Consider the following 25,920-nt stretch of genomic DNA (forward strand, 5'->3'; position numbering starts at 1 on the left):
GTCTCCCACCGGGTAGCATCCCACGCCAAGTGTCCGGTACTGGTGGTCTAAGAGCGCTCGTTGCTCCATGCACTGAAAAGCGGAGGCCGTGGCCTCCGCTTTTTAGTCAACCCGGACAATCACCGGCCGGACTTGAGCATTTCCCAATACCTGGCATAGATTTGCAATGCGTCGTCACCAATGTCTTCCTGGAACTCGGCGTTGACCATATCCTCTGCTGTCGGGTAACTGGACCGGTCGCTGGCTACCGCCTCGTCCAGAAGGTCACGACCGGCCAGATTCGGCGTTGCATAGCCGATATCCTCACTGATCAAGGCTGAAATTTCCGGCTGCAGTACAAAACGGATGAACTTGTGAGCCGCTTCCGGATTTCGGGCGTTTTTGGGGATCACAAAACTGTCGAGCCAGGCAATAACGCCTTCCTCTGGATACACATACTCAAGGCTTGGCATGCTGTCTTTGCCCATCACTGCCTCGCCGTTCCAGATCATGCCTACGTCGGTCTCACCTTCCAGGTACGGCATACGTGGCGCATCGGAATTGAACGTACGCACCGACGGCATCAATTCAGTCAGCTTTTCGTAGGCCTGTTCGATCTCCTGAGGATCGGTGCTGTTACCGGAGTATCCCAACACGCGCAGGCCCACATGGAACACTTCGCGCATGTCGTTGGTTAGCATGACACGGCCCACAAAGCGCTCGTCCCACAAATCTGCCCAGGCCGTCACTTCGCCTTCCACATCATCGGTGTCGACCGCCAGGCCGGTAGTGCCCCAAAGATACGGCACGCTGTACTGGTTACCGGGGTCGATGTCCAGGTTGACCAACTCAGGGTCCAGATTGTCGAAGCCTTCGATCTTGCTGCGATCAATCGGCATCAGCAGGTCTTCCTGGCGCATCTTGCTGACGTAATAAGTCGACGGCACCGCCAGGTCGTAGGCGGCACTTTCATCCAGCAACTTCAGGCGGGCATACATGGCCTCGTTGCTGTCGTACGTGGTGTAGACCACCCTAATGCCGGTTTCTTCGGTAAATCTGTCCAGAACTTCCTGGGGCATGTATTCAGACCAGTTATACAGGCTGAGAACCTGAGCGTCGTCTGAGCTGCAGCCGGTCAGGCCAATCGCCAGCAAGCCGGCCAGTGCCAGTTTTTTCATCGTTTGCTCCTTAACAATATCCATTGAGACAACATCAGCATGACCAGTGAGAACACCAGTAACAGTGTACCCAAGGCGTTTACCTCGGGCTTCAGACCCACCCGTACCATCGAATAGATACGCAGGGGCAGGATTTCATAACTTGGGCCACTGACGAAGGTGCTGACCACCACATCGTCCAGTGACAGGGTAAACCCCAGCAGCCATCCGGCCAGCAAGGCCGGCATGATCACCGGAAGCAGCACGGTACGGGTCATGATGAAATCGCTGGCACCCAAATCCCGCGCGGCTTCCGGTAAGGCTTCATCGAACCCGTTCAGCCGAGCCATCACGGTAATGACCACGAACGGCAGGCAAAACGTTACGTGGGCCAGCAACAACGAGACATAGCCCAATTGCAGCCCCACAAGCAGAAACAATCCAAGCAACGAAATGGCCAGTACGATCTCCGGCGACATCATCACCACGAACAGCATACCGTTCAGCACTCTTTTGCCACGAAACCGGTAACGATGCAGGGCCAACGCTGTGAGTGCGCCAATCACCGTAGACACGGTGGCCGCAGACAACGCCAGCCAGAGTGAATTCCACATCGCCTGCACCATAGCACGATTGTTGAACAGGGCTTCGTACCAGCGAAGACTAAAACCGCCCCACTCATAACCGGTGCGCGATTCGTTGAAGGAGAATACCACCAGCACCATTATGGGCACATACAGCAGCATATAGACCAGGGTCAGGTAAGTGCGCGGCAGCCAACGGCTCATACGCCGTCCTCCCCGATCCGGCGCTTACTGAGCCGGTGGGCCAACATCAAAAACGCCATCGCAAGGGTCAGCATGATGCTGGCCGCCGCACCGAACGGCCAATTACGGGCATCCAGGAACTGGTTCTTGATGACATTGCCGACCAGCAGATTGCGGGAACCGCCAAGAATATCCGGCACAAAAAACAGCCCCATGGCCGGCAGCAGCACCAGCATAATGCCGGCCAACACGCCCGGCAGGGTCAGTGGCACAATAACGTGGATAAAGGTAGACAGCCGGCCGGCCCCCAAATCATGGGAGGCCCGCAGCAAATCCTCACGAAGACCATCAAAGACGGCATACAGCGGAAGAATCATGAAGGGCAGTAACAGGTACACCAAGCCGATAATCACCGCGCCCTCGGTGTAGAGCATCTGCATGGGCGTATCAATAACACCCAACGACATCAAGGCATTGTTAAGTAGGCCATTAGTGGCCAGGATCAGCTTGAGCGCGTAGGTGCGTACCAGGGAGTTGGTCCAGAACGGCACAATCAACAAAAAAATCAGCAGCATCTGGCGCTGTTTGGGCACTTTCGATAACGCCCACGCAAACGGATAGCCGATCAACAGGCAAACCAGTGTGGTCATCGCCGCCATGTACAAGGAATGCAGAAACACATCGAGGTACAACGGGTTGAACAGCTGCCGGTAGGCATCCAGATTCAACGGCAAAGAAATGAACGTAGCCGAATCCCGGGTCATCACACTGGCACCCACGACCAACAGGTTTGGTGCCAGCACCAGCAACAACAGCCAGCCCCACACGAGCACCAGCACAGCGGTCCGGAAGGGCTGCTGCATGGTGCTACGCATCCGCCAGCGCTTCTTTTTCGGCTTTTGCGGCCTCTTGCGGCAACAGCCATTCCCAGCCGTCCACCCAGCTGACCTTGACCGGCTCGCCCAGGCGATAATCGAACGCGGGATCGTCTTCGTCAAAAAACTCCGAAGCCAGTACTTCGGTGCCGTCATCCAGGTGGATCACCGAATCCAGGGTACTGCCTTTGTAGTTCCGCTCCACCACTCTGCCGGCAACGCCGTCTTCGTCATCCGGCGCCAGCACGCGGATGTCTTCCGGGCGCAGCAATACATGCAATGGCTGACCTTCGAACACCTGAAAATCCGGTTTACGAAAGGTGCGCTTCAGGCCGAACACATCCACGGTAATGGTGTCGTCACCATTAACGGCATCGACACAACCCGCAAAGAAATTGGCCTCACCCACAAACTGTGCCGTAAAGAGGTTGGCGGGGCGTTCGTAGACTTCGCGCGGCGTGCCCAGCTGTTGAATGCGGCCATCTTTGAGCACCACCACGCGGTCTGACATAGACAAGGCTTCTTCCTGATCGTGGGTCACAAACACAAAAGTAATGCCCAGCTCACGCTGCAGACGCTTCAATTCCACCTGCATGGTGCGGCGCAGCTTGTAATCGAGTGCAGACAGCGGCTCATCCAGCAACAGCATTTTTGGCCGCTTGATCACCGCCCGGGCAATCGCAACCCGCTGCTGTTGACCACCGGATAACTGGTGAGGTTTACGCCTGGCATAATCGTCTAGCTGCACCATCGCCAAGGCGGCGTTCACCCGCTGCCGGATTTCATCCTTTGGGCGTTTTTCCATTTTCAATCCGTAAGCCACGTTGTCGAACACCGACATATGAGGAAACAGCGCGTAGTTCTGAAATACCGTATTAAGCGGGCGTCTTTCTGGCGGGGTGTGGGTCAGGTCCTGGCCACTTAGTGTGATGGTGCCCTGGTCAGGGTGCTCAAAACCGGCCATCAAACGCAGCAACGTGGTTTTGCCGCAACCCGAAGGCCCCAACAGAGTAATAAATTCGCCGTCGAGGATCTCAAGATCCAGCGAATCCAGTACCGTTTTGCCGTCAAATTGCTTGGAGAGATCGCTGAGGGATAGCAGTGTCTGTTTCATCGGCCCTGCCCAAAGAATGAGCGGCCTATTTTTCCAGAAACCGGGGTAAACAGAAAGGGGCGTCGGGATAATCCACAATCCCTGAGGCCCCCTGGTTTACAACCCGCTATGCATAGCGCAGGCGGGTGATCACGACAACCAAGGCAGGCTACACCTTAAACTGGCCTACCAGCTCTCTGAGCGTTTCACCCAGTCTGGCCAGTTCGTGACTGGCTTCATTGGTCTGGGTAACACCAGTGTGACTGCGTTGAGCGGCATCAACGATGCGCACCACGTTCTGATTGATTTCCTCAGCAACCTGGCTTTGCTGCTCTGCCGCTGTTGCAATCTGGGTCACCTGATCATGAATCTGAGTAATCGACGTTACGATGGTATTGAGTGCGCCGGTAGCATGATTGATGCGTTCAACGGTGGCCTCAGAACTCCTGCGCGAGTGATTCATTCGCTCAACCGACGCCTTCGATTCTGTGACAAAGCCATCAATCATCACACGAATCTGATCCGCAGACTCCGCCGAACGCTTGGCTAACTGACGAACTTCGTCGGCCACCACGGAGAATCCACGGCCATGCTCTCCGGCTCTCGCCGCTTCTATTGCGGCGTTCAGGGCCAACAAGTTGGTTTGTTCGGTGACAGCGTGAATCACGTCCAGTACCTGCTGGATGTCATCCGATTTTTCAGCCAAGGCGTTGATGCTGACCGCGGTTTCTTCCATTTCCCGAGACAGTTGGTTGACCGAACCCTGAGCATTCGTGATGGTCTCGCCACCCTCACGGGCCATACGGTCGGCATCCGATGCGGCACCCTCCACTTCGTTGGCGTTGCCGGAAATCTGCTGGATGGTTGCAGCCATTTCATTGATGGCAGAGGCAATTTGATCAGTCTCTGAACCCTGATCCTGCACCGATTGTCGGGTTTCGTTGGCGACACGACTCAGTTCTTCAGCGGCCGAGGCCACCTGATCGGTGGTGGCGCCCACTTCGCGCATGGTGTCCTGAATTTTAACCACAAAGTGATTGAACCGGCGGCCAAGTTCCGCCAGCTCATCCTTGCCATCCTCGGGCAGCCTCTGGCGCAGGTCGCCATCGCCATCCGCGATTTCCTGCATCATGTCGCTGACCTGGCGCAACGGCACGGTAACCGTTCGACCGATAACCAGGCCAATGACCAATGCAATCACCACCACAATCAGGGTGACCAGCAAAATAAACCCCATGGCAGCGGACATGGTATCGTCAATCTCTTGCCTGACCTCCGCCACGACTGCCTCAATGTCGGTCACGTAGACGCCGGCTCCAATCATCCAGTCCCAACCAGCAATGATGGTAGAGTAGGATATTTTCGGCTCCACCTTACCGGTGGCCGGGTTTGCCCAATCATAGCCATGAAAACCATCTTTCCCCGCTGCGGCAAACAGATCCCGCAACAGTTTCTGGGTACCCGCGTTTGTTGTCGGGCCTTCTCGGGAGGGATCCGGGGCGTAGGCCAGATTGTCCAGATTACGAGCATAGGCAAAGACATAGTTGTTCTGCCCGAAAGTAATCGAACGCAGGCGCTGGCGTGCCTCTTCCTGCGCCGCAGGGCTCGCCAGCCCTGCATTATCTTTAGCTTCCAGCACCACGGAGCGAGCGGTTTCTACAAGATCCTTCAAGCCCTGTTTACGGGCATCAAGCAACTCCTCCTGCAACCGCTCCAGTTCAGCCTCGCCATTAGCCTGAATCTGGCTGGCGGTGATCCACGCGATTGTTGCAGCCGTTATCAGTACCGGCACCAACACACCGATCAGCAGCCGGGTTCGAATTGTAAGATTACTCATAAATGACATGGTTCCGGCTCCGCAGCGGTTTATTAGCTGGCTCATTATCCAGAATTTCAGAACGCAGGCTGTTCCAGTTTGTAAACACCCATATACCTTTCCAATGGCCCTGTGATGTAAAAGAACAATAAAGTTCGATTAATCAGGCGCCTCACTTACATCAAGTAACGGCCGTCATGTAAACGACTTAAGTCTGTGTCAGACTAAAGTTTTATGTCCGCAAGGCTCAAAGGAAACAACATGAAAGACCTGTTTCTTATCCGCCACGCCAAATCCAGCTGGCAGGACGATCGGCTAAGTGACCAGGCTCGCCCTCTGAACCCAAGGGGCGAGCAGCAGCTGCAGCCACTCGCCCGCGCGCTGCAGCGTTACGGCGCCCTCACTGGGGAGATTTATGCCAGCCCTGCCGTGCGCGCCCAGCAAACGCTGCAAGGCATTTTGCCTACCACGTTCCCGAATGACAGGGTCCATACCGATCCTGAACTTTACACCTTTGATCACCAGCGCCTGATCCAATGGCTGCAGAGTCAGGACAATGAAGTACAGACACTGGCCATCGTCGGGCACAATCCGGCTTTACTGGAATTCGCCGCCAAACTGGCAAAGCAGGCCCCATTTGAACTGCCCACAGCCAGCTTTATCCACCTTCGCCTGCCAATCCAGCACTGGTGCAAGGTTGAAACATCCAAGGGGCGACTGGAGACTTTCCTGACGCCAAGAGATTTCAGCTTCGAGGCCTTCAATCGCAAAAGCCCGAAACGGCTGGACACCTCCCGCAAGGGTAGCAAAGAGCCTGGCCCAGACATTCCAACGGAGCTATTACACCAGACCGAACGCCTGAGGCATCTTGAACGAGGAGTCATGCTGGGGTTGGATGACGAGTTTTTGCATCAATACCGCATCGCCCTTCGGCGCAGCCGTGCCATCGTGGAGTCGGTTGCCGACGTTACCGGGAACACATCGCTCAAACACCACCTGTCGCAACTGAAGCGCCATGCCCAAGCCACCAGCCGCTTGCGTGACCTGCACGTCTTCCGGCAGGATCTTCCGGTGTTGTGCTGTGACAACACTGAGCTCCACCTGCAACTGCAACACTGGACCGAAAGGCGAACAGCAAAAGAACAGGCGCGCCTGGCCAAGCGGCTAGGCAGTCGGCGCTACCGTAACAGCCTGAGTGGCTGGGAGGATGAACTTCAGTCCCGACACTTCCGGAAACTGATCGAGCAACTCAGCCGCAAAGACATCCGTAACCGTGTTGAACGCCAATTGAGAGCCTTCAATCGTAAAACCGCCGAGCTGCTGCACAATGCCCCTGACGAGTCTATTCACCGGCTTCGCAAGCATCTCAAACGTATTCGATACCTGATGGAGCTGGACGCAAAAAACTGGAATTCTGCAATCAAGGTTCTCCGCCAACGTCAGGATCTTTACGGCCGCTTCCAGGATCTGCATGTTCAGATTGAACTGGTACAGAGCTTTACCCTAAATAATCCGGGGGTTGCCTCCACCGGTGCCCGGGAGCTGCTTGATAAACTGGCTCAGGACAAATCCGATGCCCGCCGGCTGATACTGTCTATCGGCGGCCTGAAATCCAGCTAGCAACGCTTCCCGCTCCAAGATCATCAGATCCTGACCAGCCTGGCTTCCAGCAACAAGTTAGGGCCTAACTTGGCCACTTTCACCCGATCGGGATTCAAGCCCAGGTCTTCCAGGGTTTCCTGGATGCCATTCATGGCATCGTCGCTGGGGGCTGCCAGCAACAGCTCTTTGACAGAATCCGTCACCATGCGCACCGGCACGGTCATGAAGTACACAGAAATCACCATCATCATCACTGGGTCGGCATAAACCGCCAACGATGACCACTGACTCCGCTCCAGCATCCAGGCACCGGCAAAACCCACCATGACCGCGGCACTCAAGGCGCTGTCCATCAACCATTGGCGCTGTTCCGCCAGCACCAGACCGGAGCTGTTGCGAACGCTGGACCAACGCAGATACCCCCACACCAGCAAGCAGCCGATCACGTTAACAGCGCCGAACAGCATGGCCATATCCGCTGCAACCGGCCGGCCGCCCTGCCACAGCGACACCACCGCAGAGGCCAGAGAAAGTACACACACCAAAGCAATCACCAGTCCCTTGACGGCAATGACCAGCGGTTCCACAGCACCAAGGCCAAACGGATAGTCCGCGTTAGCCGGCCGGCGTACAAGACGGGCCGCATAGAGTGACAACAGCGACAACCCCAGACTGACCAGCGAATAGGCGCCATCGAAAAGGATAACCATGGAGTCGACCCAAAGGCCCCAGCCAATGCCAGCCACCGCAAACAAGCCGGCACCGGCAGCAGATAATGTCAGCGCCATATTTTCCCGCGCCAGAGAAGTAAACATTTTGACCTCCTGAGAATTGCCGGCCATATTATCGGCACCATTCTGGAAGGGCGAGTCACTGAGCGACGGAAAACCCGGCGCAAAGAGTATCCAATGAAAACTTCGCAAATTAAAATGTTTCTATCTGTCGTACGCAACGGCAGCGTCGCAGCCGCCGCCAGAGAGCTGAACCGCAGCCGCACCACGGTCAGCACCGTGTTGGCGTCACTGGAAGATGAACTGGGTGTGGCGCTGTTTGAGCGTAGCGGTAACCAGCTGCATCTGACCTCCATTGGCCAGTCCATTCTCACCGACTGCCGCCGCTTCGATCAGGTGGCCGGGCAAATCCAGGCCCGCTGCCAGCACCATCTCAGTGGTGTGGTGCCGAGTCGGTACTAAGAATCGCCCGGGACGACGCCATACCGGAAGATGTGTGGCGGGAAATTCTAAAGCGCCTGAAAGAACGCTTTCCGCAAACCAGCCTGTCGATCTACCTGGCACCCCCGCGAGAACTGCCGTCGCTGGTGCGTAATCAATCGGTGGATGTCGCTTACGGGCTAATGCCGGAGCTGATGAACGAAGGCTACCAATGGTTCCGCGAACTGGCGGACGTACGCATGCTGACCGTTGCCGCGCCGGAACATCCACTTAGCCAACTCAAGCGGGTAACCCAGGACGATCTGATTAGCCATACCGAAATCACCATTGCCTACATGCAGGATTCGGTGTTGGTGGCCGACTCACCGGAAACCGCCAACTACCTGGCATTCACCCAATACGAGCTGATACGGGATGCGGTGATGGACGGCGCCGGCTGGGCTGATCTGCCGTTACCGTTAATTGCCGAGGCACTGCGAAAGGAACAACTGAAAACCATCCACCACCGCAGTGCACGCTGGTGGAAGGTGTTCAGCGCCCTGGAGTCGGAGCAAGCCCAGGGCGGCGCCGTGGTGGGCTGGCTGGCTGACGAACTTGAGGCCTATCTGGAAACCATGGCCTGAGACCAGTCGGTTGCACCGTTTTACAAAGATTTTTCGTGGTGGATAACAGAGCACACGTGACGGGTACACGTGAAATGACTTAACCTGACGTAGGCAAAGGATAACTCAAGGAGACACCATGAAAACTGCACACGACCTGGTCGCCGCAGCCAAGAAAGAAATTCAGGAAGTCGCACTCACCGAAGCAGACACAGCGATCAAAGCCGCGGATCTGCTACTGGATGTAAGGGATGCCGATGAATATCGCAACAGCCACATCCCCGGCGCGGTGAACGTGTCGCGCGGCATGCTGGAATTCAAGTTCACCAACGATCCGGCGTTCGAAAACCGGCAAATGAACATCGTGCTCTACTGCAAGAACTCCGGGCGTTCAGCCCTAAGCGCCAAGGCTCTGAAAGAGATGGGGTATCTACACGTGCAGTCGATTGAGGGCGGTTTCGACGCCTGGGTTGAAGCCGGCAAAGACATCGCTAAACCCGAGTTGCCAACTTTCGAGTAAAGGCATTCACTCGGTACTGAACAGCCGATGGCCGGCGGTCAGGCTTGCTTACAAACAACAGGCCTTGAACTTTCGGCCACTGCCACAGGGGCAGGGTTCATTGCGGCCAGGCTTAAGCATCCCTTCAGTTATCTCGCCCTCCAGGTAAAACCACCGGCCACGGTCTTTCACAAACTGCGAAACCTCCTCCAGATAACCCCAACCCGACCCTGCGCGATAGATCGCCCGGAAGTGGACCTTGCCCCGCCCCCCTTCATCCGTCGTGCTGATGATCCTCAAAGATACCCAAGAGGGTGAGCCATCAAGGTCCAGCTCTTTCGGTCGGGTGCTGGTGTGCCAGGTATCAAGCAGATAACCTTCATTTTTAAGCACAAACGCTGCGTAGCGTGAGCGCATCAACGCCTCGGGATCAGATGCGGGCGTACCGGAATGCCATCGCTGGCAACAAGTCGAATAGGCAATATTGCTGCCGCAGGGGCACTGCTCGGGGTGGCGCTCTGTGATCATGCAGGGGTCGTCTCTCTGGCGTTGCGAAGCCCGAATATATCAAGCATCCCCGGGTCGTGTCCCGGGATCAGGCCTACTGCGCCCACAGTCTCGCCCGAAAATCCCTGCGCCGCCACAGCAGTGCCAGCCACGGTGCGTGCAGGTTGATCAGCAAAGCCAACACCCACTCGAAAGCATCATCCTTCTGGCTGTACCAGTCAGGCACCAGAGCCGTCATCTGGCAGCGCACACCAAATCCGGACAGGTCGCCCGAGCCTAATGGCTCCCCCATGCTGATCATAGGCCTCGGCAGGCGCTTCTGGGGGCTAAGCCTTTAGCCTCGCTTGGTCACCGCCATGGTCAGCCGTGAAATACACGTAAGCTTACCTTGCTCATTCTCCAAACGGATTTCCCATACTTGCGTGGTGCCACCAATGTGCTGGGGGCGCGCTGTGCCGTATACCCATCCGCCGGTCACCGGCCGAATATGGTTGGCGTTGATGTCGAGGCCGACAGCCACAGTATTTTTGTCTCGCAGACAGCAGTTAGCCGCCATGCTGCCTAAGGTTTCTGCCAGCAATACCGAAGATCCGCCGTGCAGAATGCCAAAAGGCTGAACCGTACGCTGGTCTACAGGCATACGGCCTTTCACGTAATCGTCACCGATTTCAAGGTATTCGATGCCCATGTGGCCCACAGCTGTATTCTTGCTGGCTTCAGTCATTTGTTCGAGATTGGGGGTAACCGTCCAGATCGACATTTTGGAATTCTCCGAGTTTAGCTTTAGTCTGTTATAGCTATTTGCAACGAGTCTATACAGGTAGGATGCTCATAACCATGCCTTTATAGAACATATTGGTTACCAAACCAATTCGACCTAATGAGAGGGACCTGAAATGAAAAAAATCACTGTACTGACCGCTGCCCTGCTGGCCACCACTTTCACTCTACCCGCCGCCGCACAATTGAGCGTGGAAGACCAGATCACAGCCCGTAAAGCCGCCTATCAGTTCATGTCGTGGAACATGGGCAAGATCAAAGCGCAGGCGGTTGATGGCGATGTTGAGTTCAACGTGGATCAGATGAAAGCCGCAGCGAACGCCATTGCCGCCGTGGCCAACTCAGGCATGGGTGCGCTTTACAGCCCGGATTCCAGCCTGGATAAGGCCGACAATACCCGCTTGAAGCCGGACTTTTTTCAGAACCCGGACAGAGCCAGGGAAGTGGGCATGAACTTTGGCCGTGAAGCCAACAAGCTACAAGACGTTGCCGCCAGCGGTGACCGAGCCGCACTGGCGCGCCAGTTCTCCGCGTTAGGACAAGCGTGTAAGGCCTGCCACGACGACTTTCGCGCTGAAAAATAGGTATAGAGGCTACCAGCCCAAATCCTGAGGGGCGGGTTCGGGCGCCGGCGGTGGAGAAATCAGCTCACCGCTGGCAGCCCAGACCACCACCAGGGCCAGCACCAGCGACACCACAAAGGCCAACGCTCCGCCGCCTTCGGCGTCTTTCGCCTGACCGCTTTCAACCTTCTTGTTGCCGGTGACCATCGGCTTTAACAGATTGTCTTTCTTGACCCAGGTGTGAAAAAGAACTGCCGCCACATGTAAGGCCACCAGGCCATACAGATACCACTCTGTTTGCCGGTGCCAACCGCTCAGAGTGCCGCTCAGGCCTGATGATACCAACGGATACAGCGGGCCATAAAAGGCGATTTCATCGTTGGCAAACAAACCGGACACCGCCTGAAACCCGAACAGTCCAATCAAGGCCAGCACAGACAAAGCGCCCAGCGGATTGTGCCCAACGCCCTGCCAATGTCCTTTAAGGTAGGCAACGACCGCTCCCGGGCCACGCACGAACTGGCTGAATCTGGCATAACTGGAGCCCAAAAACCCCCAGATAATGCGAAACGAAAGCAGGCCAATGATCACCAGGCCAAAGCGCTCATGCCAAGCCATCCAACTTCCGCCAACCTTAATCGTTACCATGGATCCGATCACCGCCAGCACCAGCAGCCAGTGGAAAACTCTGACGGGCAAATCCCACAGTCGAATGGTTGTCATATCCATCCTCACTCTACACGCACCAGCGCCTGCTTTTGCCACCCCAACCGGCCGGTTTCGACCACCTGACGACGAATACCCGGTATCGGCTTCACCATAAACAAGTCCCCGTTGCGCCCCACCATGGCTCTGGGCACCCCGGTAGCCTTGGCCAGTTCGCCATGCACCTGCATATGCTCTTCTTCACCATGAACCGGTATCGCAATTCTCGGACGAACCCAACGATACATTGCCTTTAACTCGTCCTGAGCCGGATGACCCGAGGCATGAATCGGAGCGCCGGCCTGCTCGGCGGTCACCACGATCACGCCAAGGTTACGCAGTTGGGCAATCAGCGCATCAATAGACTCTTCGTTCCCCGGTATCGCCCGGGCACTGAAAATGACCGTATCGCCTGCTTCAAGTTCAAAATCGGGATGACTGCCCTGGGCCAGGCGACGCAAAGCGGTTCTGGGTTCGCCCTGACTGCCGGTCGCTACCGCAAGCACGTCCCGGCGAGGCAAGTAACCTAGATGGGAGGGGCTGATCAATTTATCCGACCCGGGCCAAAGGCCCGCAGCCTTGGCGGCGCCGCTCATATTGACCAGTGAGCGGCCCAGCAGGCCCATGTAACGACCGGTCTCCCGGGCGATCATTGCCAAGGTGTGTAACCGGGCGATGTTACTACCAAAACACGTCACCACCACCCGGCCCTGGGCGGCGCTGATCAGATCCAGCAAGCCCTGGTGCAGACTGCCCTCCGACAACGAATGCCCCGGGACAGTCGCATTGGTCGAGTCACACACCATGGCGTCCACCCCTTCGCCGGCCAGGTTCGTGAAAGTGGAAGCAGAATAGCCATGGCCTACCAGAGGCTCGTCGTCCAGCTTCCAGTCACCACTGTGAAAAACCTGCCCCACCGGGGTGCGGATCATCAACGCATTGGGGTCTGGAATGGAGTGTGTCAGCGCCAGCCACTGTACATTGAAAGGGCCTATCTGCCGACGTTCGCCGGTGCCCACTTCAATGATCGGCACCCGATGCAGCAGATCAAACTCCGCCAGTTTCCGGCGCAGGATCTCGGCGGTAAACCGGCTGGTGTAGATAGGGCACTGCAGCAGTGGCCACAGATATGGCACGGCCCCGACATGATCTTCATGGGCGTGGGTGATGATCAAACCGGCTAACCGATCCCGACGGTCCGCTATAAAGGCCGGATCGGCCATCTGCACCGGCGGCTCACCCCGATGATGCACGGTGCCGTCAGCCGAAATCCGGCCCGGTTTAGGGAAGGTAACGCCACAATCCACCATCAACCAATGACCATCGTGGCCATACAGGTTGAGGTTCATGCCAATTTCGCCGGTGCCACCCAATGGCAGAAACCATAAATCGTTATGTTCGGGGGTCATTTAAACGGTTGTTCCAGGTACAGGCCTGTTTCTCGGTCCCTGAGCATTCATGGGATTAGCCTTATCAGTATAGTCATACTGGGCATCCATAACGCCCGGTTCCCCGTAATCTCTGTTGAAATTTAGCCGAGTCGCCACAACCTCCATGAGTGAAGCGTCAAAAACTCTCCCGATTCCCGACAGGAGGATCGACCGATATGAAAATTTTAATGGTACTCACTTCCCATGACCAGATGGGTGACACTGGACACAAGACCGGCTTCTGGCTGGAAGAGTTCACCGCGCCGTTTTTCGTTTTCAAAGACGCTGGCGCAGACATTACGCTGGCATCCCCGAAAGGCGGACAACCGCCGGTCGACCCGAACAGCGAAACAGAAGACGCACTGACCGACTCCACTCGCCGTTTTATGGAAGACGCCCGCGCAAAAGAAATGCTGGCCAGCACCAAAAAACTGGCCGACGTGAACATGAACGAGTTTGACGCTATTTTCTACCCTGGCGGTCACGGCCCGCTATGGGATCTGACCAACGATGAGACATCGGTTGCACTGATCAAAGCCGCGTATGAACAGGACAAAGTGATCGGCGCCGTGTGCCACGCTCCGGCCGTGTTCAAGAACGTGTTTGTAAAACCGGACCAGAACATTGTTGGCGGGCGCAACGTCACCGGCTTTAGCAACTCCGAGGAAGATGCAGTACAACTCACTGACATCGTGCCTTTCCTGCTGGAAGACATGCTGAAGCAGAACAACGGTCGCTACAGCCGTGGTGACGACTGGGCCCCGCATATCGTCGTAGACGGCAACCTGATCACCGGTCAGAACCCGGCCTCATCCGAAGGCGCGGCGAAAGCCGTGTTACAAGCGCTACAGGACGACTGACTTTGCCGCGCAGTGGTCGGACACAAAAAAGGGGAGGCTGACAGCCTTCCCTTTTTTGTTTTTATTCTGGTTCGGTGCGTTTACCACATCTCAGAAGTGAATCACGGTCCGGATACTCTTGCCTTCGTGCATCAGATCAAACGCCTTGTTGATGTCTTCCAACGGCATTTCATGGGTGATGAACACATCCAGCGGAATCTCACCGGTTTTGGCTTTTTCGACATAAGACGGCAGCTCTGTGCGGCCTTTCACACCGCCGAACGCTGAGCCTTTCCAGACCCGGCCGGTCACCAGCTGGAACGGACGGGTGCTGATTTCCTCACCGGCACCGGCCACGCCGATGATGATGGATTCACCCCAGCCCTTGTGACAGCACTCCAGCGCGGCACGCATTACCTTGACGTTACCGATGCACTCGAACGAATAGTCCACACCGCCGTCGGTCATCTCAACAATGACTTCCTGAATGGGATTGTCGTAATCGTTTGGATTGACCACATCGGTAGCACCCAGCTGCTTGGCAATGTCGAACTTGCCGGGATTGATGTCAACGGCAATAATCCGGCTGGCCCTGGCCATGGTGGCGCCGATGATCGCGGCAAGCCCGATACCACCCAGACCAAACACGGCCACGGTAGCGCCCTCTTCAACCTTGGCGGTATTCAGCACCGCACCGATACCGGTGGTGACGCCGCAGCCCAACAGGCACACCTTGTCCAGAGGCGCTTCCTTGGGGATTTTGGCCAGGGAGATTTCCGGCAGCACCGTGTACTCGGAGAACGTAGAGCAGCCCATGTAGTGGTACAGCGGCTCGCCCTTGTATGAGAACCGGGAGGTACCATCAGGCATCACGCCCTTGCCCTGAGTGGCGCGCACCGCACCGCACAGGTTGGTCTTGCCCGAGGTACAGAACTTACACTCGCCACACTCGGCGGTATAAAGCGGAATCACGTGATCGCCCACTTGCAGATTCTTAACGCCAGGGCCCACGGCTTCAACAATGCCGCCGCCTTCGTGGCCAAGAATCGTGGGGAACAGGCCTTCGGGATCGGCGCCAGACAGGGTGTAAGCGTCGGTGTGACAAACGCCGGTAGCCACGATTTTGACCAGAACTTCGCCTTCCTGAGGCGGAGCCACATCCACTTCAACGATTTCCAGTGGCTTGTTGGCTGCAAAAGCCACGGCTGCGCGGGATTTAATCAACTTGAGTCTCCTCGTATCCGGTTGAGTCAATTTGCCAGAAGGCATTAGTCTTGAACTTTAGCACGTCATCGCTTCACAGATCCGAACAACCTACGATCCCATGAAGGATTACTCACGTATGTCAGAAAGCCAATATCCAGAAGGTTTGATACTTTGAAAACGCTTTACTGGTTTACCCGAGACCTCCGACTGCACGATAACGCTGCCCTGCTGGCCGCCGCCCGATCCGATATGCTGCTGTGCGTGTACGTGGTCGACCCCCGCTGGTTTGCCAACGGGCCCTTTCAGTGCCGTGGCATGGGAGAGCATCGGTGGCGGTTTCTTTGGCAAAGCCTGACGGATCTTGAGCGAAGTCTTCGCAACATTGGCCAGAGATTACACATTGCTTTTGGCGAGCCGGAACGAAAAATCCCGGAGCTCGTTCACCAGTACGGCATCAACCGGATGATACGTTCACGCTTACCGGGGACCATCGAAGCCCAACAGTGGCGAACAGTGCAACAAACCTTGCCGGACATTGTGATGCAGGAATTCGAAACATTGAGCCTGTTCACCGAGGGCACCTTACCGATGCCGCTGAGCGACTTGCCGGCAACCTTTTCCCAGTTTCGCAAACAGGTTGAGAAACTGGGCGAGCGTGGCCCGGACATGCTGCGCATCCGCACTCTGACCGCCCTGCCGCCACCCCCCGGTTTCCCGGAGGACAACCGTGGCGACTGTCCGCCCATCCCGGAACCGGCCTGCGCCATGAGCTTCCAGGGCGGAGAAGAGGCAGGCCTCCAGCGTGTTCGGGCATTCTCTTTTGGCAATCACGCCATTGCCACCTATAAAGAGACTCGAAACGCACTGGACGATTGGGAGTCATCCTCCAAGTTTTCGCCCTGGCTGGCCAACGGCAGCCTGTCGGCACGGGAGGTGGCCGCCACCATTGACGACTACGAGCAAAAAGAAACCAAAAACGAATCCACTTACTGGCTCTGGTTCGAGCTGCTCTGGCGAGAGTATTTTTACTGGTACGCCATGAAACACGCCGGCCGCCTGTTCTGCCGGGACGGCGTTCAACGCAAGCATCGGCAAGTGACGTTTTACGGCCACCGTTTCAAGGCCTGGTGTGAAGGCAACACTCATTATCCCATCGTCAACGCCGCCATGAACCAGCTCCGCGAAACCGGCTACATCAGCAACCGGGCCAGACAACTGGTGGCCAGCTGCCTGGTGCACGAGCTGGAACTGGACTGGCGCTACGGCGCTGCCTGGTTTGAGCAACAGCTGGTGGATTACGACGTGGCCAGCAACTACGGCAACTGGCAGTATCTGGCCGGGGTCGGCGCAGATCCCAGAGGACTCAGGCAATTCAATCTGGACAAGCAGGCACAACAGTACGATCCTGAAGGTCACTATATAGAGCGATGGCGGGGCACTTCCGGGCAACCGGTTGGCCTGCATACCGTAGACGCAGCAGACTGGCCTATTCTATGACCACACCGACCGACACGCCCGCCAAGGTTCTGGCCCGGATTATTGACATCAGCCAACCGGAAACACTGCTTTGCTGCGGTCAAACGGCCAATACAGTGGCCGGAGTCTGGAAGCAGCAGGCTGGCAGACAGTTGATGACGCTCGACACCACCGATCCGAATGCCCACATGCCGCCGGAAAAAGTTGCAGACCTGGCGCTCATCAGCGAGACCCTGGAGCATCTACCCTTTGCAGAGGGCGTCCTGTTGCTGGGCCAGCTTCGCAATTACGGCACCGGCCGGATCGCCGCGCTGGTCCCGCAGATGCCAGACTGGAGGTTTACTGACTTTATTGGCCTTGGCTTTCAACGCCACGCAGAACTGGAAACGGAGACCAACCCGCTCACGCTGTATACCTATAATCTGGACACTTACAACCACAAGCGGGCATGGAATAATCCCGATAACTGGGCCAATCCACATATGTGGGGGAAATCATGGTGGTAAAGGCAGCAGCTTCCAACGCACTGAAACCGAGCACCCTGCGCATCGGCACCCGTTACCGGGCGAACCGCCTGAACGGTCCCTATGATGCCATCGTGATCGGCTCTGGCATCGGCGGTCTTACCACGGCCGCCTGCCTGTCCAAAGCCGGCAAAAAAGTGCTGGTTCTGGAACAACATTATACCGCCGGCGGTTACACCCACAGCTACGCCCGCAACGGCTACGAATGGGATGTAGGCGTTCACTACATTGGCGATATGGGTGCACGCCGCACACTCGGCCGCCGGCTGTTCGATTACATCACCGACGGCCAGCTTGAATGGGCACCGATGGACGAAATTTACGACCGCTTTTATCTGGGTGACAAGGTCGTCAATCTGCGCGCAGGCAAAGAAGGCCTTCGGCACTCCCTGCTCGCATCGTTTCCTGATGAAGGCGAGGCCATCGACCGCTACCTGGCCCTGCTCGGCAAGGTAGCCGGTGGCATGCAGTGGTACACGCTCTCCAAGTTATCCCCCGCCCTGGTCAGCCCACTGATCAGCCGCGGGCTGAAAACGGTTTTGCCGGATTGCTTCAACCGCACCACCCGGGAAGTGCTGAGCGAATTAACAGACAACGAAGAACTGATCGGAGCGATTACCGGCCAGTGGGGTGATTGTGGCGTCACCCCGAAGCACTCCAGCTTTATGGTGCATGCGCTGATTGCCAAGCACTATATCTATGGCGGTTTCTATCCCGTGGGCGGCGCCTCCGAGATCGCCAAGACCATCATTCCAGTGATTCAGGCCGGCGGCGGTGATGTCTTCACTTACGCCGACGTCACTGACATCCTGATTGAAAAAGGCAAAGCCGTTGGCGTGCGCATGGCCGACGGCGAAGAAATCCGGGCAGCCAAGGTGATCAGCAATGCCGGCGTGATCAACACCTTTGAGCGACTGCTGCCAAAGGAGGTAACTGACAAGATTGGCTACCGCCAAGAGCGCGAGCACATCCGCCCCTCCATGCCTCACATTGGCCTTTACCTGGGCCTCAAGGGCACGCCCGAACAGCTGGGCCTGCCCCGCACCAACTTCTGGGTCTACCCCGGCGCCAATCACGACAGCAACGTTGAGAACTTTCTGAAAGACCCGCACAACGCGCCCTTCCCGGTGGTGTATATCTCCTTTCCGGCAGCCAAAGATCCGGACTACCAGAATCGTTGGCCCGGCACCTCGACCATCGAAGTTGTCGCGCCCACAACCTGGGAGATGTTCGAACCCTGGCAAGGCACCACCTGGGGCAAGCGCGGTGAAGACTATGAAGCGTTAAAGGCCCGGATCACCGAACAGCTTATGGAGGTGCTTTACGAAAAGCTGCCCCAGCTCCGTGATCAGGTGGACTATGTGGAAACCTCCACACCACTATCAACCGCCTGGTTCTGCCGGTACGAGCAGGGCGAATTGTATGGCCTTGACCACACCCCGGAGCGATTCGAGCAGCGCTGGCTGAGACCGAAAACCGATATTCCCGGCCTGTACCTCACCGGTCAGGATATCCTGACCTGCGGTGTGGTCGGCGCCATGATTGGCGGACTGGTTACCACACTGGCCATCCAGGGCCTTCGGGGTGCAGGCCTGGCCAAGCGTATTTTTGTTGGCTGAGGACGTTACATGAGTGATGACCTGACCCTTGAAGACGTATCCCGCATCATCGAAATGGCCTGGGAAGACCGCACACCCTTTGAGGCCATTGAAACCGGCTATGGCTTGCAGGAAAAAGACGTGATCGGCCTGATGCGCCGGCAGCTGAAGCCCGGCAGTTTCAGACTCTGGCGCAAACGTGTGACCGGCCGGACCACCAAACATGCCCGGTTACGACCGGAAGGGGTAACCCGGGCCTATTGCCCAACCCAGTACAAACACAGATAACTCAGTTACAACGTCTGGATACCTTTAACCGCCTCTGAACGACAATGGATAGCGTTATGGCCCTGTTTTCGGAAAAAGCTGCCAAGGCACAACTGAAGCGTGAAGCAGAAAACGTCCGCAAAGACGATTTGAAAGATTTGCTGGACCATCAGAAAACCGTAGAACAAAAAGTGAAAGGCAGCGGCCACTTGCGCCGTTTTACTACAGACATCCGGTTGATGTTTTCGCTGATTCGGGACTACTGGCGCGGCGATTACCGGGACATCCCGTGGAAATCAATCGCGGCGATCGCGGGGGCTCTGCTTTATGTACTGAACCCGATCGACCTGATTCCCGATTTCATTTTTATCATCGGCTTTCTGGACGACGCCGGTGTGGTCGCGCTCTGCCTGAAACTGGTGGAATCTGACCTGCATCGTTATGCCGCCTGGAAAGAACGCCGGCAGGCAGCTGGCACCGCCACCACGATTGATTAAAGAATACCCAACGGGTATTCTCACGCACCCTGACTTCAACCCTGAGCAGCTATCGGAGTTTTTGTGGATTTTGCCACCCTGATTGGCCTTGTCGGCGCCCTGATGCTCATCGCGTCGGCGGTCATACTGGGCGTATCGCCTGATGTATTCCTCAACCCCGCATCCCTGCTGATTGTGGTCGGCGGCAGCCTGCTGGTGGTGTTGGCCAAGTTCAGTTTTCCCCAGTTTCTCGACGCCTTCAAAGTGGCGGCCAGGGCGTTCAAATTCAAACTGCCCGAGACCCAGGCCAGCATTGAAGAGCTGGTCGAGATTGCACAGATCGCCCGTAAAGAGGGCGTACTGGGCCTGGAAGGCAGAGAACTCAGTTCGCCCTTTCTGGCTCAGGGCATCCAGATGCTGGTGGATGGCCAGACCGCCGATACCATCAAACAACTGCTCAACAAAGAGCGATTGATGACCCTGGACCATAACCGCTCTGGCGCCAAAGTGTTCAGCGCTCTGGCGGATGTGGCGCCAGCCATGGGCATGATCGGCACCCTGATTGGTCTGGTGCAGATGCTGTCCAACATGGAAGACCCGAAATCCATAGGGCCGGCCATGGCGGTGGCTCTGCTCACAACGCTCTATGGAGCCATGATTGCTACCATGATTGCCTCGCCGATTGCCGACAAACTGTCGTTGCGGATGACCGAAGAAGCCCGCATGCAGTCACTCTATATTGATGCCCTGGTGGCCATTCAGGAAGGCACCAACCCACGTATCATCGAACAGATGCTGTCCAGCTACCTGCCGCCAAAGGAACGCGCTAAAAACGGAGAGGCGGAAGCCGCCGGCGGATAATCATGGACGAGTTACCGGAAGAGGAAAAACGGGCAATCCCCGCCTGGGTCGTCACCTTCGCCGACCTGATGTCGTTGCTGATGTGCTTTTTTGTGCTGCTGCTGTCGTTCTCGGAAATCGACGCCCAGAAGTTCAAGCAGATCGCCGGTGAACTGTCCCAGGCATTCGGGGTGCAACGAGACATCCCTGCCCTGGAAATCCCCATGGGCACCAGCCCTGTTTTCGACCAGTTCTCGCCGGCACCGCCAGAACCAACCGTCATCAACGAAGTAAAACAAACCACCACCGATCAGCAGCCGCAGCTGCAAACTCTGAAGAGCCCCACTGACATTGCGGTGGAGTCGGCCATTCAGGAAGAAATGCAGGAAACCCTCGACCAGATACTGCAGGTTCTGGAGCCGGCCATTGCCGACGGACGCATCAACGTGAGCCAGGACCAGCGGCGCATTGTGATTCGCGTTGAGGAGAAAGGTTCGTTCCCATCGGGCTCGGCCCAGCTGACCTGGGAGTTCGAAGGCCTGCTACTGGACATGGCGAAGGTGCTCGCCGAGATTCCCGGCCGGCTGACCGTCGAAGGCCACACCGACAACCTGCCCATCCGTACCGAGCGCTTTTACAGCAACTGGGACCTGTCGGCGGCCCGGGCGGCAGCCGTCGCCAATGTCTTGCTGGCTCACGATCATGTTCAGCCCACCCGGCTCTCCGTGACTGGGCTGGCGGATACCGAACCCCGAGTCCCCAACACCTCGCCTGACAACCGGGCCAAAAACCGCCGGGTAGAAATCATCATTGATCTTTCCGAGCCCATGCAGGAGCAGGAAATTCGCCTGCGGGAGCTCATCGAGGCCCGTTCAGGCAACCGGGAAGCCATTATCGGCATTGAGTCGGACAGCCTTCCATCCGGTGAACTCACCTGGTAAACGCACCAGCATTGCCCACCATCACACCCTTCGCTTTATTTTGGTGCATTGCACCCGCAATGTCAGCTCACCACCCCAGCCTATAGACGCCAGAAACCTTGCAATAACAGGCTCTGCCAGCGAATTCAGCCCCTTCGTTGACGAGCATAGCGCTGACGGCCCGCGTTTTGCAGTTACTCCGTTTATTCCGCGCTGCTCTGAGCGCGCGTCTCAGGGAGTTGAACAACACCATGCTGATTCAAACGCCGGCCGAAGGCCTGTACGACGAGCTCTTTGACAAGAACAACCGGGTGAGACCCCAGTGCCGGATGCTGGAGCAATGGCTACTCAACTCCAACGAGGAGCTGATTGCCGAGAAACGCCGCGAGGCCGACGTGCTGTTCCAGCGATTGGGCATTACCTTCAACGTCTATGGCGAGGACCAGGGCACCGACCGGCTGATTCCATTCGACCTGATCCCCCGGGTGATCTCCGCCAGCGACTGGCACACCCTGCAAACCGGTTTGCGCCAACGGGTCCAGGCGCTGAACCGCTTCCTGTACGACATCTACCATGACTACGACATCGTCAAGGCCGGCGTGATCAGTGCCGAACAGGTGTTTGCCAACCCCCAGTACCAGCCGGGCATGCAAAACCTGAAGCTGCCCCGCAATCTGTATTGCCATATTGCCGGCATCGACCTGATACGCCACAACGACGGCAATTTCTATGTACTGGAAGACAACCTGCGTTGCCCGAGCGGGGTGTCCTACATGCTGGAAAACCGACGGATGATGATGCGGCTGTTCCCCGAGCTGTTTGCCCACTCCGCCGTGGCGCCGGTGGAACACTACCCCAACCTGCTGGGCGAGACCCTGCGGGCGGCGTCCCTGAAACCCGATCCGACGGTGGTGCTGCTAACCCCGGGCCGGTTCAACAGCGCCTACTTCGAACATGCCTTTCTGGCCCGGCAAATGGGCATTGAACTGGTCGAAGGCGCGGATCTGTTCGTGGCCCACAACAAGGTATACATGAAGACCACCACCGGCCCGCAGCAGGTGGACGTCATATACCGGCGAATTGATGATGACTTCCTCGACCCACTGGCCGGCAATCCGGACTCCATGCTGGGCGTGGCCGGACTCTATGCCGCCTATCGGACCGGCAACGTGGTGCTGACCAATGCCGTTGGTAACGGCGTGGCCGACGACAAATCTATCTATCCCTATGTGCCGGACATGATCCGGTTCTACCTGGACGAAGAACCCATCCTGAAAAACGTGCCCACCTGGCAATGCCGCAACCCCAAAGATCTCCGGTACGTGCTGGAACATCTGCAGGAGCTGGTGGTTAAAGAGGCACAGGGCGCCGGCGGTTACGGCATGCTGATTGGCCCCAAAGCCAGCAAGAAAGAACTCGACCTGTTCCGCAGCCTGCTCAAGGCAAGGCCTCAGGACTACATCGCCCAACCCACGCTGAGCCTGTCCACCTGCCCGACCTTTGTCGACGAAGGCGTTGCGCCCCGGCACCTGGACCTTCGCCCCTTTGTGTTGTCTGGCAAAAAAATCCAGATGGTGCCTGGTGGCCTGACCCGCGTTGCCCTCGAAAAAGGCTCGCTGGTGGTCAACTCGTCCCAGGGCGGCGGCACCAAAGATACCTGGGTACTGGAGGATGGCCAATGCTAAGCAGCGCCGCCTCAAGCCTTTTCTGGATGGCCCGTTATCTGGAGCGGGCCGAAAGCCAGGCCCGCCTCCTGGATGTCAGCCTGACCATGGCCCTGATCGACGTACCGGAGGATCGAATCGAACAGCTTTCCGTGCCCCTGCTGGTATCTGGAACCCGGGAGATTTTCTTCGATTACTATACCGAGATTACGCCCCAGAACCTGATCAACTTTTTGCTGCTGGACAGTCGGCATCCGACCAGTGTGTTCAACATTATTCAGAGCGCCCGGGACAATGCCCTGCACGTGCGGGGCAACCTGTCGTCGGATGTCTGGGAAAGCATTAACCAGGCCTGGCTGGAAATGCGAGAACTGCAGCACCGGGGCGTGACCGAATCCAATGCCAGCTCTGTGTTTGACTGGGTACGGGAGCGCTCCCACCTGTTCCGCGGGGCGGCTTACGGCACTCTGCTGCGAAACGATGCCTTCCATTTTCTGCGCCTGGGCACCTTTATCGAGCGTGCCGAAACCACCGCCCGGGTGCTCGATATTCGCCATGTCATGGCCATGAAAGCCGAGCAGGATCATGCCACCCAGGTGTTTTTCGAGTGGACCGCCGTCCTGCACTCGCTGGCCGCATTTGAAGCTTACCAGAACACCTACGGTCACAACCTGGATGCCATGAGCGTGGCGGAACTGCTGATCCTCGAGCCTGCTGTTCCGCGTTCCCTGCACGCTTGCCTGGGAGAAATTGCCGGCCTGCTGGAGCAGGTTGAGAGTGGCGAGGCCCAGGAATCACGACGACTGGCGTCCAGCCTGTTCGCCAACATACGTTTCGGCAACCGTGACTACATTGCCGAGCGTGGACTTCACAATTATCTGGTGGATTTTCTGGAGCGCATCCAGCTCATCGCCAACCAGATCCAGAAAGACTACATGGGGTGGCAGGGATGAGACTTCATATCCGGCACGAAACGCGCTACAGCTATGAAACACCGGTCAGCGACAGCATTCAGTACATCCGGCTGACGCCCCGCAACACACCCCAGCAGCGCATCCATGACTGGCATCTGCAGACCCCCGGCGAGACTAGCCAGATGGTTGACGGATTTGGCAACCAGGTGACGGTGATGACCCTCGACAAGGCGGTCAATGAGATCGTGCTGACCGCCGAAGGCATGGTTGATCTGACCGGAAAGCCTCTAACCAAAGACGACTCGCCTTTTCCGCCCGCCGTCTTTCTGCGCCAGACCCCGCTCACCGAAGCCGATGAGGCCCTGAAGGAACTGGCAGTGCAATATCCCGCCAACAAGCGCGGGCTGATCCGGCTGATGAAGCACCTGCGTGAGCACGTGGAATTCATGCCCGGTGCCACCACCGTCACCCACACCGCCAGTGAGGCGTTCAAACTGAAGGCAGGGGTTTGCCAGGACCACACTCACATGTTCCTGGCGTGCTGCCGGCACATTGGCGTCCCGGCCCGTTATGTCAGTGGTTATATACACTCCTCGAACGATGCTCACGTCGCCACCCACGCCTGGGCCGAAGCCTGGATTGGCCAGAACTGGCAAACCTTTGACGTCGTCAACACCCTGAACGTGGCGGAAAGCCACATTAAACTGGCGGTGGGGCTGGATTACCGGGATGCAGCCCCGGTGCGTGGGGTTCGTGCCGGTGGCGGCATGGAAAACATGGAGACCCGGGCCTGGGTGACCAACCCCTCCGGTGGCCAGTAACAAAAAGCCGGTAAAAGCCACAAGAAAGCACTCACACTTCGCCGGGGATGTGACTAGACTAGGCTCGAAATCAAAAGCCTTTCAGGAGAGCTTCGTGACCTATTGTGTAGCCATGCGACTGGCGGACGGCCTGGTGTTTGCCTCAGACTCCCGGACCAATGCCGGCTTTGACCAGATTTCTACCTACCGCAAGATGCATGTGTTTGAAAAGCCGGGCGAACGCGAATTGGTCCTGCTCTCTGCCGGCAATCTGGCCACCAGCCAGAGTGTGATCAGCCTCCTGGAGCGGCGCGCAGGCACCGACGTGCACAACGTACTGAGCACCACCTCCATGTTCGAGACCGCAGAGATTGTAGGCCAGACCATGCGCGAAGTAATTCGCCGCGATAACCCGGACGGCAAGCAGGGCCACGTGGATTTCAGCTGCTCTCTGATTCTGGGTGGCCAGATTCACGGCGAAGAACCCCGACTGTTCAACATCTACCCGGAAGGCAATTTCATCGAAGCCACCGAAGAAACGCCTTTCTTTCAGATTGGCGAGTCCAAATACGGCAAGCCGATTCTGGACCGGGTTGTTAACTACAAAACAGCGCTGGATCGGGCCTATCAATGCGCCCTGATTTCATTTGACTCCACCATGAAAAGCAATCTGTCGGTCGGGATGCCGATTGACGTCGCCATCTATCAGAGGGATGCCCTCAAGCCCTGCTTTACCGAGCAAGTCGGGGAAAACAGCGCCTATTTCCATGAGTTGCGTCAGCAATGGCACGAAGGCATTCAGGTGTTGTTTAACCAACTGACACCGCCGGTGCTCGGCAACCCTTAATC

The 25,920-nt window shown here is 57.1% G+C and carries 29 protein-coding genes; 17 read left to right on the top strand and 12 right to left on the bottom strand.

Annotated features, from left to right (window positions below; translation table 11 throughout):
• Window positions 1–119: 119 nt before the first annotated feature.
• The 5 genes from IBX51_RS06540 to IBX51_RS06560 all read right to left on the bottom strand — a co-directional run bounded on the left by IBX51_RS06540 (window position 120) and on the right by IBX51_RS06560 (window position 5,717).
• Window positions 120–1,157, bottom strand: coding sequence for an extracellular solute-binding protein (locus tag IBX51_RS06540; RefSeq protein ID WP_291829963.1), 1,038 nt, complete (start codon window positions 1,155–1,157; stop codon window positions 120–122).
• Window positions 1,154–1,924, bottom strand: coding sequence for a spermidine/putrescine ABC transporter permease PotC (potC, locus tag IBX51_RS06545; protein ID WP_291829966.1), 771 nt, complete (start codon window positions 1,922–1,924; stop codon window positions 1,154–1,156). Before potC ends, IBX51_RS06540 begins: the two co-directional genes overlap by 4 nt.
• Window positions 1,921–2,778: a spermidine/putrescine ABC transporter permease PotB gene (potB, locus tag IBX51_RS06550; protein ID WP_291829968.1), complete on the bottom strand. Its 858-nt coding sequence runs from the start codon at window positions 2,776–2,778 to the stop codon at window positions 1,921–1,923. The genes potC and potB overlap by 4 nt, the downstream gene beginning before the upstream one ends.
• On the bottom strand, window positions 2,771–3,892 hold the full coding sequence (gene potA / locus IBX51_RS06555; RefSeq protein ID WP_291829970.1) for a spermidine/putrescine ABC transporter ATP-binding protein PotA: 1,122 nt from the start codon (window positions 3,890–3,892) through the stop codon (window positions 2,771–2,773). The genes potB and potA overlap by 8 nt, the downstream gene beginning before the upstream one ends.
• A gap of 148 nt (window positions 3,893–4,040) precedes the next feature.
• Complete coding sequence (locus IBX51_RS06560) at window positions 4,041–5,717, bottom strand: methyl-accepting chemotaxis protein (RefSeq protein ID WP_291829972.1); 1,677 nt, start codon at window positions 5,715–5,717, stop codon at window positions 4,041–4,043.
• Between the two features lie 231 nt (window positions 5,718–5,948).
• Between IBX51_RS06560 and IBX51_RS06565 the strand changes: the two genes are divergently transcribed.
• Complete coding sequence (locus tag IBX51_RS06565; RefSeq protein WP_291829974.1) at window positions 5,949–7,307, top strand: CHAD domain-containing protein; 1,359 nt, start codon at window positions 5,949–5,951, stop codon at window positions 7,305–7,307.
• Between the two features lie 23 nt (window positions 7,308–7,330).
• Here IBX51_RS06565 and IBX51_RS06570 read toward each other — a convergent pair whose 3' ends face one another.
• Window positions 7,331–8,104, bottom strand: a complete 774-nt coding sequence (locus tag IBX51_RS06570) for a cation diffusion facilitator family transporter (RefSeq protein ID WP_291829976.1) — start codon at window positions 8,102–8,104, stop codon at window positions 7,331–7,333.
• 93 nt (window positions 8,105–8,197) lie between these two features.
• Here IBX51_RS06570 and IBX51_RS06575 point away from each other — a divergent pair, with 93 nt between their 5' ends.
• The 3 genes from IBX51_RS06575 (at window position 8,198) to IBX51_RS06585 (ending at window position 9,583) form a co-directional block, all read left to right on the top strand.
• Window positions 8,198–8,482, top strand: coding sequence for a LysR family transcriptional regulator (locus IBX51_RS06575; protein WP_291829977.1), 285 nt, complete (start codon window positions 8,198–8,200; stop codon window positions 8,480–8,482).
• Between the two features lie 32 nt (window positions 8,483–8,514).
• Entirely contained in the window at window positions 8,515–9,084 is a 570-nt protein-coding gene (locus tag IBX51_RS06580; protein WP_291829979.1) for a substrate-binding domain-containing protein, read from the top strand.
• A 118-nt stretch (window positions 9,085–9,202) separates the two neighbouring features.
• Entirely contained in the window at window positions 9,203–9,583 is a 381-nt protein-coding gene (locus IBX51_RS06585; RefSeq protein WP_291829980.1) for a rhodanese-like domain-containing protein, read from the top strand.
• 48 nt (window positions 9,584–9,631) lie between these two features.
• On the opposite strand, the gene IBX51_RS06590 is transcribed toward IBX51_RS06585, so the two are convergent.
• From IBX51_RS06590 to IBX51_RS06600, 3 genes are all read right to left on the bottom strand, one after another.
• Window positions 9,632–10,090 carry a YchJ family protein gene (locus IBX51_RS06590; protein ID WP_291829982.1) on the bottom strand — a complete coding sequence of 153 codons (459 nt, stop codon included), beginning with the start codon at window positions 10,088–10,090 and terminating at the stop codon, window positions 9,632–9,634.
• A 73-nt stretch (window positions 10,091–10,163) separates the two neighbouring features.
• Complete coding sequence (locus tag IBX51_RS06595) at window positions 10,164–10,361, bottom strand: hypothetical protein (RefSeq protein ID WP_291829983.1); 198 nt, start codon at window positions 10,359–10,361, stop codon at window positions 10,164–10,166.
• A gap of 42 nt (window positions 10,362–10,403) precedes the next feature.
• The gene (locus IBX51_RS06600) at window positions 10,404–10,829 is read right to left on the bottom strand and encodes a hotdog fold thioesterase (RefSeq protein WP_291829985.1); all 426 of its coding nucleotides are present in this window, start codon (window positions 10,827–10,829) and stop codon (window positions 10,404–10,406) included.
• A 136-nt stretch (window positions 10,830–10,965) separates the two neighbouring features.
• Here IBX51_RS06600 and IBX51_RS06605 point away from each other — a divergent pair, with 136 nt between their 5' ends.
• On the top strand, window positions 10,966–11,433 hold the full coding sequence (locus IBX51_RS06605) for a cytochrome c (RefSeq protein ID WP_291829987.1): 468 nt from the start codon (window positions 10,966–10,968) through the stop codon (window positions 11,431–11,433).
• A 9-nt stretch (window positions 11,434–11,442) separates the two neighbouring features.
• Here IBX51_RS06605 and IBX51_RS06610 read toward each other — a convergent pair whose 3' ends face one another.
• On the bottom strand, window positions 11,443–12,135 hold the full coding sequence (locus IBX51_RS06610; RefSeq protein ID WP_291829989.1) for a cytochrome b/b6 domain-containing protein: 693 nt from the start codon (window positions 12,133–12,135) through the stop codon (window positions 11,443–11,445).
• 8 nt (window positions 12,136–12,143) lie between these two features.
• Window positions 12,144–13,526: a ribonuclease J gene (locus IBX51_RS06615; RefSeq protein ID WP_291829991.1), complete on the bottom strand. Its 1,383-nt coding sequence runs from the start codon at window positions 13,524–13,526 to the stop codon at window positions 12,144–12,146.
• A gap of 197 nt (window positions 13,527–13,723) precedes the next feature.
• Between IBX51_RS06615 and IBX51_RS06620 the strand changes: the two genes are divergently transcribed.
• Complete coding sequence (locus IBX51_RS06620) at window positions 13,724–14,407, top strand: type 1 glutamine amidotransferase domain-containing protein (protein WP_291829992.1); 684 nt, start codon at window positions 13,724–13,726, stop codon at window positions 14,405–14,407.
• A 90-nt stretch (window positions 14,408–14,497) separates the two neighbouring features.
• On the opposite strand, the gene IBX51_RS06625 is transcribed toward IBX51_RS06620, so the two are convergent.
• Window positions 14,498–15,610 carry an S-(hydroxymethyl)glutathione dehydrogenase/class III alcohol dehydrogenase gene (locus IBX51_RS06625; RefSeq protein ID WP_291829995.1) on the bottom strand — a complete coding sequence of 371 codons (1,113 nt, stop codon included), beginning with the start codon at window positions 15,608–15,610 and terminating at the stop codon, window positions 14,498–14,500.
• A gap of 153 nt (window positions 15,611–15,763) precedes the next feature.
• Between IBX51_RS06625 and IBX51_RS06630 the strand changes: the two genes are divergently transcribed.
• From IBX51_RS06630 to IBX51_RS06680, 11 genes are all read left to right on the top strand, one after another.
• Complete coding sequence (locus IBX51_RS06630; protein WP_291829997.1) at window positions 15,764–17,089, top strand: DASH family cryptochrome; 1,326 nt, start codon at window positions 15,764–15,766, stop codon at window positions 17,087–17,089.
• Window positions 17,086–17,574, top strand: coding sequence for a DUF6231 family protein (locus tag IBX51_RS06635; RefSeq protein ID WP_291829998.1), 489 nt, complete (start codon window positions 17,086–17,088; stop codon window positions 17,572–17,574). The genes IBX51_RS06630 and IBX51_RS06635 overlap by 4 nt, the downstream gene beginning before the upstream one ends.
• Window positions 17,565–19,211, top strand: coding sequence for an NAD(P)/FAD-dependent oxidoreductase (locus IBX51_RS06640; protein WP_291829999.1), 1,647 nt, complete (start codon window positions 17,565–17,567; stop codon window positions 19,209–19,211). Before IBX51_RS06635 ends, IBX51_RS06640 begins: the two co-directional genes overlap by 10 nt.
• 9 nt (window positions 19,212–19,220) lie before the next feature.
• Window positions 19,221–19,478, top strand: coding sequence for a TIGR03643 family protein (locus IBX51_RS06645; RefSeq protein WP_291830001.1), 258 nt, complete (start codon window positions 19,221–19,223; stop codon window positions 19,476–19,478).
• 56 nt (window positions 19,479–19,534) lie between these two features.
• Window positions 19,535–19,954 (top strand): YkvA family protein, encoded by a 420-nt coding sequence (locus IBX51_RS06650; RefSeq protein WP_291830003.1) that lies wholly within the window; start codon window positions 19,535–19,537, stop codon window positions 19,952–19,954.
• A 63-nt stretch (window positions 19,955–20,017) separates the two neighbouring features.
• Complete coding sequence (pomA, locus tag IBX51_RS06655; protein WP_291830004.1) at window positions 20,018–20,794, top strand: flagellar motor protein PomA; 777 nt, start codon at window positions 20,018–20,020, stop codon at window positions 20,792–20,794.
• Window positions 20,795–20,796: 2 nt separating this feature from the next.
• A complete protein-coding gene (locus IBX51_RS06660; RefSeq protein ID WP_291830006.1) occupies window positions 20,797–21,714 on the top strand; it encodes a flagellar motor protein MotB in 918 nt (305 codons plus the stop codon).
• A gap of 230 nt (window positions 21,715–21,944) precedes the next feature.
• Entirely contained in the window at window positions 21,945–23,378 is a 1,434-nt protein-coding gene (locus IBX51_RS06665; RefSeq protein WP_291830008.1) for a circularly permuted type 2 ATP-grasp protein, read from the top strand.
• Window positions 23,372–24,310: an alpha-E domain-containing protein gene (locus tag IBX51_RS06670; protein ID WP_291830010.1), complete on the top strand. Its 939-nt coding sequence runs from the start codon at window positions 23,372–23,374 to the stop codon at window positions 24,308–24,310. Before IBX51_RS06665 ends, IBX51_RS06670 begins: the two co-directional genes overlap by 7 nt.
• Window positions 24,307–25,092 (top strand): transglutaminase family protein, encoded by a 786-nt coding sequence (locus IBX51_RS06675; protein WP_291830011.1) that lies wholly within the window; start codon window positions 24,307–24,309, stop codon window positions 25,090–25,092. The genes IBX51_RS06670 and IBX51_RS06675 overlap by 4 nt, the downstream gene beginning before the upstream one ends.
• Before the next feature lie 94 nt (window positions 25,093–25,186).
• Complete coding sequence (locus tag IBX51_RS06680) at window positions 25,187–25,918, top strand: proteasome-type protease (protein WP_291830013.1); 732 nt, start codon at window positions 25,187–25,189, stop codon at window positions 25,916–25,918.
• The last annotated feature ends 2 nt before the right edge of the window (window positions 25,919–25,920 follow it).

Origin of the sequence: Marinobacter sp. (assembly GCF_014859525.1) — a bacterium.
Classification (GTDB): Bacteria; Pseudomonadota; Gammaproteobacteria; order Pseudomonadales; family Oleiphilaceae; genus Marinobacter.